The sequence below is a fragment of the Aeromicrobium camelliae genome (assembly GCF_003850045.1).
In the GTDB taxonomy this organism is placed as follows: Bacteria; Actinomycetota; Actinomycetes; order Propionibacteriales; family Nocardioidaceae; genus Aeromicrobium; species Aeromicrobium camelliae.
This window is the reverse complement of the sequence record NZ_RQJX01000014.1, coordinates 80,460-90,386: the sequence shown is the minus strand read 5'-3', so window position 1 is coordinate 90,386 and position 9,927 is coordinate 80,460. Positions and strand designations below refer to the sequence as shown.

The 9,927-nt window shown below is 68.7% G+C and carries 10 protein-coding genes; 3 read left to right on the top strand and 7 right to left on the bottom strand.

The features are described from left to right. On the top strand, positions 1 to 256 hold a 256-nt coding region (locus EHW97_RS15555; protein ID WP_208001997.1), incomplete at its 5' end, for an HNH endonuclease signature motif containing protein. Position 257: 1 nt separating this feature from the next. On the opposite strand, the gene priA is transcribed toward EHW97_RS15555, so the two are convergent. Continuing rightward, positions 258 to 983, bottom strand: coding sequence for a bifunctional 1-(5-phosphoribosyl)-5-((5-phosphoribosylamino)methylideneamino)imidazole-4-carboxamide isomerase/phosphoribosylanthranilate isomerase PriA (priA, locus tag EHW97_RS11005; RefSeq protein ID WP_124237213.1), 726 nt, complete (start codon positions 981 to 983; stop codon positions 258 to 260). Between the two features lie 82 nt (positions 984 to 1,065). On the opposite strand from priA, the gene EHW97_RS11000 reads away from it, so the two are divergent. Then, entirely contained in the window at positions 1,066 to 1,710 is a 645-nt protein-coding gene (locus EHW97_RS11000) for a YitT family protein (protein WP_124237212.1), read from the top strand. A gap of 6 nt (positions 1,711 to 1,716) precedes the next feature. Here the strand turns inward: EHW97_RS11000 and hisH are convergent, their stop codons facing one another. The 4 genes from hisH to hisD are packed head-to-tail and all read right to left on the bottom strand — an operon-like array spanning position 1,717 to position 5,342. Further along, a complete protein-coding gene (hisH, locus tag EHW97_RS10995) occupies positions 1,717 to 2,358 on the bottom strand; it encodes an imidazole glycerol phosphate synthase subunit HisH (RefSeq protein ID WP_124237211.1) in 642 nt (213 codons plus the stop codon). Beyond that, a complete protein-coding gene (gene hisB / locus EHW97_RS10990) occupies positions 2,355 to 2,957 on the bottom strand; it encodes an imidazoleglycerol-phosphate dehydratase HisB (RefSeq protein WP_124237210.1) in 603 nt (200 codons plus the stop codon). Before hisB ends, hisH begins: the two co-directional genes overlap by 4 nt. Next, the gene (locus EHW97_RS10985; protein ID WP_124237209.1) at positions 2,954 to 4,033 is read right to left on the bottom strand and encodes a histidinol-phosphate transaminase; all 1,080 of its coding nucleotides are present in this window, start codon (positions 4,031 to 4,033) and stop codon (positions 2,954 to 2,956) included. The genes hisB and EHW97_RS10985 overlap by 4 nt, the downstream gene beginning before the upstream one ends. Before the next feature lies 1 nt (position 4,034). Continuing rightward, the gene (hisD, locus tag EHW97_RS10980; RefSeq protein ID WP_243696405.1) at positions 4,035 to 5,342 is read right to left on the bottom strand and encodes a histidinol dehydrogenase; all 1,308 of its coding nucleotides are present in this window, start codon (positions 5,340 to 5,342) and stop codon (positions 4,035 to 4,037) included. A gap of 56 nt (positions 5,343 to 5,398) precedes the next feature. On the opposite strand from hisD, the gene ybaK reads away from it, so the two are divergent. Further along, a complete protein-coding gene (ybaK, locus tag EHW97_RS10975) occupies positions 5,399 to 5,887 on the top strand; it encodes a Cys-tRNA(Pro) deacylase (protein WP_124237208.1) in 489 nt (162 codons plus the stop codon). Here the strand turns inward: ybaK and EHW97_RS10970 are convergent. Both EHW97_RS10970 and dnaE read right to left on the bottom strand, forming a co-directional pair. Beyond that, positions 5,865 to 6,383, bottom strand: coding sequence for a hypothetical protein (locus EHW97_RS10970; RefSeq protein WP_124237207.1), 519 nt, complete (start codon positions 6,381 to 6,383; stop codon positions 5,865 to 5,867). The genes ybaK and EHW97_RS10970 overlap by 23 nt on opposite strands. Then, positions 6,380 to 9,922 (bottom strand): DNA polymerase III subunit alpha, encoded by a 3,543-nt coding sequence (gene dnaE, locus EHW97_RS10965; protein WP_124237206.1) that lies wholly within the window; start codon positions 9,920 to 9,922, stop codon positions 6,380 to 6,382. The genes EHW97_RS10970 and dnaE overlap by 4 nt, the downstream gene beginning before the upstream one ends. Between the last annotated feature and the right edge of the window lie 5 nt (positions 9,923 to 9,927).

The following is a 9,927-nucleotide window of genomic DNA, read 5'->3' as shown; positions in this document are numbered from 1 at the left end:
CCGATACCCCTCGCACCACCTACGCAACGCAATCCGCTTCCGCGACGGCACCTGCAGATACCCCGGATGCACCACCAAAGCCACCAACTGCGACCTCGACCACCGACAACCGTTACCGGACGGCCCCACCTCAGGCGACAACCTCTGGGCGTTATGCCGACACCACCACAAACTCAAAACCTTCGACCACGCCGTGCCCATCCCACACGAGGAGGGCTGGGCCTGGGACGTCGGCGGCACGATCCTGACCGAGTAGGTCAGACCTCGGCCACGGCGGCGAGCGCCTCGGGGAGGGTGAACGCGCCCGCGTAGAGGGCCTTGCCCACGATGGCACCTTCGACCCCGATCGACGTCAGCGATGCGATCGCGCGCAGGTCGTCCAGGCTGGAAACGCCGCCCGACGCAACGACCGGCTTGTCCGTGAACTCGCACACCTGACGCAGCAGGTCCAGGTTCGGACCCTGCAGCGTGCCGTCCTTGGTGACGTCGGTGACCACGTAGCGCGCGCAACCGTCGCGTTCGAGCCGCTCGAGCACCTCGAACAGGTCGCCGCCCTCCTCAGTCCATCCACGAGCGGCCAGCGTGCGGCCGCGCACGTCGAGCCCTACGGCGATCCGGTCGCCGTACTCGGCGATGGCGCGTCGGCACCACTCCGGGTTCTCGAGGGCGGCGGTACCGAGATTGACCCGACGGCAGCCCGTGGCGAGCGCCGCAGCGAGCGAGGCGTCATCGCGAATGCCACCGGAGAGCTCGACCTTGACGTCCAGACGCCCCACGACCTCGGCGAGCAGCTCGCGGTTGTCGCCCTTGCCGAACGCCGCGTCCAGGTCCACGAGGTGAATCCACTCTGCGCCGTCGGTCTGCCACTGCAAGGCGGCTTCGAGGGGCGATCCGTAGGAGGTCTCGCTGCCGAGTTCGCCCTGGACGAGTCGGACAGCCTGGCCATCGGCCACATCGACGGCGGGAAGGAGCTCAAGAGTCACGCACCCGATCGTATCGGCGCCCCCGCTGCCGTCGGCGGCGGCCGCTCGTACAGTGGTCCAGCCGTCGAACGCAGGAGGAGCCGTGGAGCCGGAGCACAGCGAGCAGGACCGAGACGGAAGCGAGCCGAGCACCGTCACGCTGCCTCACACCCCGGCCGAGGACGTGCTCGGCGTGCTCACCGGGACCTTCCTCGCGTCGCTGGGCCTGTACCTGCTGAACACCAGCCAGGCGGTCACCGGCGGCACGGCCGGCTTGTCGCTCTTGCTGTCCTACGCCGTCGCGCCCCCGTTCGCCGTGCTGTTCGTAGCGGTCAACCTGCCGTTCTTCGCACTCGCGGTGTGGAAGAAGGGATGGCTGTTCACGGGCAAGACCGTCGTCGCCGTGCTCCTGGTCTCCGGATTCTCGTCAGTCCACCAGCACGTCATGCCGCTCGACCACCTCGACCCGGTCTACGCCGTGATCACCGGCAATCTGCTCGCCGGGGTCGGCCTGCTGATCCTGTTCCGCCACGGCGCGAGCCTCGGCGGCTTCAACATCCTGGCCCTCATCCTCCAGGAACGTGCAGGACTGCGCGCCGGCTACGTCCAGATGGGACTCGACGTCGCCGTGGTCGTGGCAGCGCTCGCGGTGGTCCCGGTGACCAACGTCGCACTGTCGGCTGCCGGCGCGGTCGTACTCAACATCGTCCTCGCCTTCAACCACCGACCTGAGCGCTACCGCGCCTGAGCCGGCTCAGAGCGTCGCGAGCCAGTTCTCCAGCAGGCGGCGCCCGGCGTCGCCCGACTTCTCGGGGTGGAACTGCGTCGCCCACAGCGGGCCGTGCTCGACACCGGCGACGAAGCGGTCGCTGTCGTAGTTCGTCCACGTCACGCGCGGCGGCGCGAACGGTCCCCCACCGTCAAGCTCCCAGCGACGCACACCGTACGAGTGCACGAAGTAGAACCGTTCATCCTCGATGCCGGCGAACATCTGCGAGCCCTCGGGGACCTCGACCGTGTTCCAGCCCATGTGCGGCACGATGTCGGCCTGCAACCGCTCCACGGTGCCAGGCCACTCCCCGCAGCCCGCGGTCCGCACACCGTGTTCGATGCCCTCACCGAACAGAATCTGCATACCGACGCAGATCCCGAGGACGGGACGACCTGCGATGAGCCGACGTTCGATGATGCGTTCGCCGTCGACCGACCGCAGACCACGCATGCACGCCTCGAACGCGCCCACGCCAGGGACCAGCAGACCTGCAGCGTTCTCCGCCTCCGCCGGGTCGGCGGTCAGCACCACATCGGCACCGGCGCGTTCGACCGCCCGCACGGCCGAGCGCAGGTTGCCCGAGCCGTAGTCGAGGACCGCGACGCGGGGACTGGTGGAGGTCATAGAGCTCCCTTGGTGCTCGGGACACCCGACTCACGCGGATCGACGGCGACGGCCTCGCGGAGGGCCCGCGCCAGCGCCTTGAACTGCGCCTCGGCGATGTGGTGCGGGTCGCGGCCGCTGAGCAGCGTCATGTGCACGGTCATGCCGGCGTGGTGCGCGATCGACTCCAGCACGTGCGACGTCAGGGAGCCGATGTACTGACCGCCGATGATGGCGGTGATCTGACGCTCCGGTTCGCCGCTGTGCACGAAGTACGGGCGTCCCGAGACGTCCACGACGCACGCGGCGAGGGCCTCGTCGAGCGGAATCGTGGCGTTGCCGTAGCGGCGGATGCCCGACTTGTCGCCCAGCGCCTCACGCAGCGCGTCACCGATGCAGATCGCCGTGTCCTCGACGCTGTGGTGCGCGTCGATGTGCAGATCGCCTTCGGTGCGCACCGTGAGGTCGATGAGCGAGTGCCGACTCAACGCCGTCAGCATGTGGTCGTAGAAGCCCACGCCCGTGCTGATGTCGGCGATACCGGTGCCGTCGAGGTCGAGTTCGACGACGACGTGGCTCTCGGAGGTCTTGCGCTCGATGCGAGCAGTGCGTGCGGTCATCGGGGGTCGACCTCCATGAGTGCGGTGTAGAAAGCGTCCATCTCCTCGGGCGTGCCGACGGAAACCCGCAGCCAGCCTTCGGGTCCAGTCTCCCGGATGAGCACGCCGCGATCGACCAGACCCTGCCATACGGCGTGGCGGTCGGCGAACCGGCCGAACAGCACGAAGTTGGCGTCGGACTCGGCGACGTCGTAGCCGCGCCCCGCCAGCCACGCGGCCAGTTCGTCACGGGCCTCGCGGAGCGCGTCGACCTGGGCGAGGAGCTCATCGGCGTGCGCCAGAGCGGCGGTCGCCGCGGCCTGGGTCACCGCGGAGAGGTGATATGGCAGTCGGACGATGCGCAACGCGTCGATCACGGCCGGGTCCGCGGCGACGTAACCCACACGGCCGCCAGCCAGCGCGAAGGCCTTGCTCATCGTGCGCGTCACCAGCAGCCGCGGGTGGGTATCGAGCAGTTCCAGCGCCGTCGGGGTGCCGGCACGCCGGAACTCGGCGTACGCCTCGTCGACGACCACGACACCGGGCGCGACGTCCAGCACCGCCTCGACGGTCGCCAGCGGCAGGGCCGTGCCCGTGGGGTTGTTCGGGGAGGTCAGCAGTACGACGTCGGGCTGTTCGGCCTTGATGAGCTCGACCGCGGCCTGCGGATCGACGGTGAAGTCGTCCGCGCGCCGGCCCGCGACCCAGCGCGTGTGGGTGTCGCGGGCGTACTCCGGGTACATCGAATAGGTCGGCGCGAAGGACACCGCCGTCCGGCCCGGGCCGCCGAACGCCTGCAGGATCTGCAGCATGACCTCGTTGGAGCCGTTGGCGGCCCAGACGTGATCGCCGGTCAGGTCGTGGCCGAGGTACTGCGCGAGACGTTCGCGCAGCTCGGTCGCTTCACGGTCCGGGTACCGGTTGAGCCCGAGTGCCGCCGCACGCACCGCCGCGGCGATGTCGTCGGCGACCGCCTCACTCGGGGCGTACGGGTTCTCGTTGACGTTGAGACTGATGAGGTCTGGGAGCTGTGGGGCGCCGTACGGCTCGTAGCCGCGCAGATCCTCGCGGATCGGCACCCATTCGGGCAACGGCATGTCAGCGCTCCAACCGGATCGAGACGGCCGCACCGTGCGAGGGCAGGTCCTCGGCCTCAGCGAGCGCGACCACCCTGCGGCCGACCTCGTCGAGCGCCTCGGCGCTGTAGCTCACGACGTGCATGTTCTTGCAGAACGCCCGTACGGACAGTCCCGAGGAGTGGCAGGCGCAGCCCGCTGTCGGCAGGACGTGGTTGGAACCGGCGGCGTAGTCACCGAGTGACACCGGCGTGAACGCGCCGACGAACACCGCGCCGGCGTTGACGATACGAGCCGCGACGGCCTCCGCCTCGCGGGTCTGGATCTCCAGGTGCTCGGCCGCGTAGGCGTTGGCGACGTCCACTGCTTGGTCCAGATCGCGGACGAGCACGGTGGCGGACTGACGCCCGCCGAGGGAGGTGCGGATGCGCTCGGCGTGCTTGGCCGCGGCGACCTGCTCGAGGAGGGCCGTGTCGACGGCATCGGCGAGCGACTCGCTGTCGGTGATGAGCACGCTCGCGGCCAGCGGGTCGTGTTCAGCCTGGCTCACCAAGTCGGCCGCGACGTACGCGGGGTCGGCGGTCTCATCGGCGATGATCGCGATCTCGGTCGGGCCCGCTTCGGCGTCGATCGCAACGGTGCCCTGCAGGTACCGCTTGGCGGCCGCGACGAAGATGTTGCCCGGCCCGGTGATGAGGTTGACCGGAGCACAGTCCTCGGTCCCGTACGCGAACATCGCCAGGGCCTGGGCGCCACCGGCGGCGTACACCTCCTCGATCCCGAGCAGCGCGCACGCGGCGAGGATCGTGGGGTGCGGAAGCCCGCCGAACTCGGCCTGCGGCGGACTGGCGAGCGCGACGCCCGGAACGCCGGCGACCTGAGCCGGGACGGCGTTCATGACGACGGTGCTCACCAGCGGTGCTAGGCCGCCGGGAACGTAGAGACCGACGCGCTGCATCGGCACGATGCGCCGCTCGACCCGTGCGCCGGACGCGACCTCGGTGACGACGGTCTGCTCGAGTTCGGCCTCGCAGGTGGCGCGCAGGCGCGCGACGGACTCCTCGAGCCCGGCACGGATCATCGGATCGAGATCCTTCAGAGCACGGGTCATCGCCTCGACCGGAACGCGCAGGCTCTCGGGCCGCACGGCGTCGAACCGCTCCCCGGCGTCGAGTACGGCGACGCTGCCTCGCTCGCGCACGTCCTCGCAGATCGGCGCGACCGCGGCGAGGGCATGCTCGACGTCCACCTCGGCCCGCGGTACCGCGTGGCGGTACTCATCGAGGGTCGCAGGGGCGAGGGAACGCAGGTCGAGACGTCGTGGGGTCACGGATCAATTCTACGGAGCGCCGCGATCGCCCCGGCCCGCGCCGCTACCGTGGACCGGTGGGCACCAAGAACAAGGGCGACGCGACCCCGGCGTTCGCCGCCTTGCGGCGGGCGGGAGTCGACGTCATCGCGCACAGCTACGAACACGACCCCGGCTCCGCATCCTACGGTCTGGAGGCCGCAGCGGCGCTCGGGGTCGCGGCCGGGCGGGTCTTCAAGACTCTCGTCGTCGACCTCGACGGCGAGCTGTGTGTGGCGGTCGTTCCGGTCGAGCACTCACTGGATCTCAAGGCGGCTGCGTCCGCGTTGGGCGGAAAGAGGGCCCAGCTGGCGGACCCCGCGGCCGCGCAGCGGGCCACGGGATACGTGCTGGGCGGCATCTCTCCGTTCGGACAACGCAAGGCGCTGCGCACCGTGGTGGACGAGACGGTGCAGGAGTGGCCGACGGTCTTCGTGTCCGGCGGTCGCCGTGGTCTCGAGGCGGAGGTCTCCCCCGCTGATCTCGTGCGGCTGACGCGTGCCGTCACGGCTCCGATCGCGCGGTGACCGCGTCGCCCTGCACCGGCTCCGGAGCCCGCAGGAAGGTCGCTGCGACGATTCCGAGCAGACCGCCCAGCGTCCACATGAGCATCGGCGAGACGGCACCGAGCTCGAACCGCATGGGAACTCGGTCGCCGGGTTGGAGGCCGGTGACCGTCTGGGGGTCCGGCGGTCCGAACGAGTAGCCGACGCGTGAGCAGATGAGCGCCGCGACCACGGTGGCGACGATCACCACCGGCGCGAGTCGCCAGCCATCGGCGGCGCGACGGACCGCGAGAACCCAGCCGAACACGACGGACAGCACGAACCCGATCACCGCGAACCAGGCGACGATGCCGAACTGCGCCGCCGCGGCCCCCTCACTCAGCACCAGGCCCTGCTCGCGGTACTCCCACTGCGCGGGCTGAGCCACGGCGAGCCAGAGGAACCCGGCGGCGGCACCGAGCACGGCCATGATCAGCACGGCCGTGACCGCGGCGCTGAGCCACGACTTGACGCTCACCCGAGGCACCCGGGCCCGAGCAGCTCCTTGAGGTCGGCGAACAACGCCGAGCTGGTGGACACGCGCAGCGAATTGTCCAGACGCATGGTCTTGACTGTGCCACGGCCCGTCAACTTCAGATGCACCTCGGTGACGCCCGGGTGCGAGGCCAGCACCTGCTTGAACGACGAGACCGTCTCGGGCGTGCACATGGCGACCGGAATGGAGACGGTCAACGGACCACCGCCGCCGCCCTGCCCGGCGGCAGGGCGCGTGATCTCCTGCGCGGAGAGGTCGACGCCGTCGTCGCTACGTCGCAAGCGGGCCTTGACCACGACGATCGAATCCTGCACGAGCACCGGCGCGGCGAGGTTGTACGCCGCAGGGAAGACCATGACGTCGACCGAACCCTCGAGATCCTCGATCGTGACCGACGCCCATGTGTCGCCCTTCTTACTGAGGCGACGCTGCACGTTGGTGATGAGGCCGCAGATACGCACCTGAGAGCCGTCGGGCCGTTCGGCGTCCTCCAGCAGCTCGCCGATGGAGCAGTCGCCGCTCGCGCGGAGCACGTGCTCGAGGCCCGCGAGCGGATGATCCGAGACGTAAAGGCCGAGCATGTCGCGCTCGAAGCTCAGCAACTGCGTCTTGTCCCACTCGTTGAGGTCCGGGATGGTGACGTCGACACCGGTGAAGTCGTCGTCGAACGCCCCGAACAGCGAGTCCTGCCCGATCGCGGCATTGCGTTTGAGGTCGATGTACTGGTCGACCGCCTCCTCGGCGATCGTCGTCAGGGCACGACGACGATGCCCGAGTGAATCGAAGGCGCCCGCCTTGATCAGCGAGTCGAGCACCCGCTTGTTGCAGACCTGCGTGGGCACCTTGTCGAGGAAGTCGGCGAAGTCGGTGTACGCGCCCTTCTCCTCACGGGTCTCGACGATGCCGTTGACCACGTTGCTGCCGACGTTGCGGATGGCGGTGAGCCCGAAGCGGATGTCGGTGCCGACCGAGGTGAAGTTGTGGAACGACTCGTTGACGTCCGGCGGAAGCACCTTGATGCCCAGGCGTCGGCACTCGCCGAGGTAGATCGCCGACTTGTCCTTGTCGCCCTTGACGCTGGTGAGCAGGGCCGCCATGTACTCGGCCGGGTAATGCGCCTTGAGATAGGCCGTCCAGTACGACACCACGCCGTAGGCGGCCGAGTGGGCCTTGTTGAAGGCGTAGTCGGCGAACGGGACGAGGATGTCCCACAGGGTCTTGATCGCCTCTGCGGAGAACCCGCGCTCCTTCATGCCCGCCTCGAAGCCCTCGAACTCCTTCTCCAGGACCTCGCGCTTCTTCTTGCCCATGGCGCGCCGCAGGTTGTCGGCTTGTCCGAGCGTCTGCCCGGCGAGCTCCTGGGCGATGCTCATGACCTGCTCCTGATACACGATCAGGCCGTAGGTCGTGCCGAGGATCGGTTTGAGCGCCTCGGTGAGCTCGGGGTGGATGTAGTCGATCTTCTGCTTGCCGGTCTTGCGCTTGGCGTAGTTCGTGTGGCTGTCGGCGCCCATCGGACCGGGCCGGTACAGCGCGATGACGGCCGAGATGTCCTCGAAGTTGTCCGGCTGCATCATGCGCAGCAGCTGTCGCATCGGGCCGCCGTCGAGCTGGAAGACGCCGAGCGTGTCGCCGCGGCCCAGCAACCGGTAGGTCTCGGGGTCGTCGAAGGGGATGTCCTCGAGCACGAGGTCCACGCCACGGTTGGCCTTGATGTTGGCCACCGCGTCGTCGAGGACCGTGAGGTTGCGCAGCCCCAGGAAGTCCATCTTGACCAGACCCAGCGACTCGCACATCGGGTAGTCGAACTGGGTGATGATCGCGCCGTCCTGCTCGCGCTTCATGATCGGCACGATGTCGAGCAGCGGCTCGCTGCTCATGATGACGCCGGCCGCGTGCACACCCCACTGGCGGATCTGTCCCTCGAGTCCGAGCGCGACGTCGTAGACCTTGCGGACGTCCGGGTCGTTCTGGTGGAGCTCGCGGAAGTCCTTGCCGTCGGCGAAACGCGCGTGCTTCTCGTTGAACAGTTCGCTCAGCGGCACGCCCTTGCCCATGACGTCGGCAGGCAGCGCCTTGGTGATCTTCTCGCCCATCGCGAACGGGTAGTCGAGCACGCGCGAGGCGTCCTTGATGGCCGCTTTGGCCTTGAGCCGGCCGAACGTGGCGATCTGGGCGACGCGGTCGGACCCGTACTTCTGGGTGACGTACTGGATGACCTCACCGCGACGACGCTCGTCGAAGTCGATGTCGAAGTCGGGCATCGACGGACGCTCGGGGTTGAGGAAGCGCTCGAAGATCAGGCCGTGCTGCAGGGGGCACAGGTCGGTGATCCGCAGGGCGTAGGCGGCGATCGATCCGGCTCCAGAGCCACGACCCGGCCCGACGCGGATGCCGTTGTTCTTGGCCCAGTTGATGAAGTCCGCGACCACGAGGTAATAACCGCAGTAGCCCTTGGTGCGGATGACGTCGAGTTCCTTCTCGACGCGCTGGCGCACCTCGTCGGAGAAGTCGTCGCCGTAGCGGTCGCGGATGCCCGCCCAGACCTCCTTGACGAACCAGGACTCCTCGGTCTCACCCTCGGGGACGTCGGCGCGGGCCATGTACCCGCCGGTCGACTCGGTGAACTCGATGTCGCAGCGCTCGGCGATGAGCAGCGTGTTGTCGCACGCCTCCTTCATGCCGTAGGTGTCCTCCCACAGCTCGCGCATCTCGGCCGCGGACTTGATGTAGTAGCCGCCGCCGTCGAACTTGAGCCGCTTGGGATCGCTGATCGTCTTGCCGGAGGCCACGCAGATCAGCGCGTCGTGAGCCTCGGCGTCCTGCGGGTGCGTGTAGTGCGAGTCGTTGGTGGCCACCGGCGGGATGCCGAGTTCACGGCCGAGGCGCAGGAGGTCGTCACGCACGACCTTCTCGATGCCGATGCCGTGGTCCATGAGCTCGAGGAAGAAGTTCTCCTTGCCGAAGATCTCCTGGAATTCCCCCGCCGCCCGACGGGCCTCCTCGTACTGGCCGAGGCGCAGCCGGGTCTGGATCTCACCGGAGGGGCAGCCGGTGGTGGCGACGATGCCCGAGGCGTACCGCTCGAGCAGTTCGCGGTCGGCGCGCGGTTTGTAGTAGTACCCCTCCAGGCTCGACAGCGAGGAGATCCGGAAGAGGTTGTGCATGCCCTCCGTGGACGTGGCGAGCATCGTCATGTGGGTGTACGCGCCACCACCGGCGACGTCGTTACCGGCCTCCTCGGCGCTGTCGCCCTTGCCCCAGCGCACCTTGCGACGCTCGCTGCGATGCGTGCCCGGGGTGAGGTACGCCTCCATGCCGATGATCGGCTTGACCCCGTGCTTGCGGGCCTTGGACCAGAAGTCGTAGGCACCGTGCACGTTGCCGTGGTCGGTCATCGCGATCGCCGGCATGCCGAGCTCGGCGGTACGTTCGAACAGCCCGTCGAGTAGGGCGTGACCGTCGAGCATCGAGTATTCGGTGTGGACGTGCAGGTGCACGAAGCTCGAATCGCTCGGCATCGCGG

Bases quoted from the DNA above. Each gene is read 5' to 3' on its own strand.
- hisH (WP_124237211.1), bottom strand. From the start codon at position 2,358: ATGACCTCCACCAGTCCCCGCGTCGCGGTCCTCGACTACGGCTCGGGC.
- hisB (WP_124237210.1), bottom strand. From the start codon at position 2,957: ATGACCGCACGCACTGCTCGCATCGAGCGCAAGACCTCCGAGAGCCAC.
- EHW97_RS10985 (WP_124237209.1), bottom strand. From the start codon at position 4,033: ATGCCGTTGCCCGAATGGGTGCCGATCCGCGAGGATCTGCGCGGCTAC.
- dnaE (WP_124237206.1), bottom strand. From the start codon at position 9,922: ATGCCGAGCGATTCGAGCTTCGTGCACCTGCACGTCCACACCGAATAC.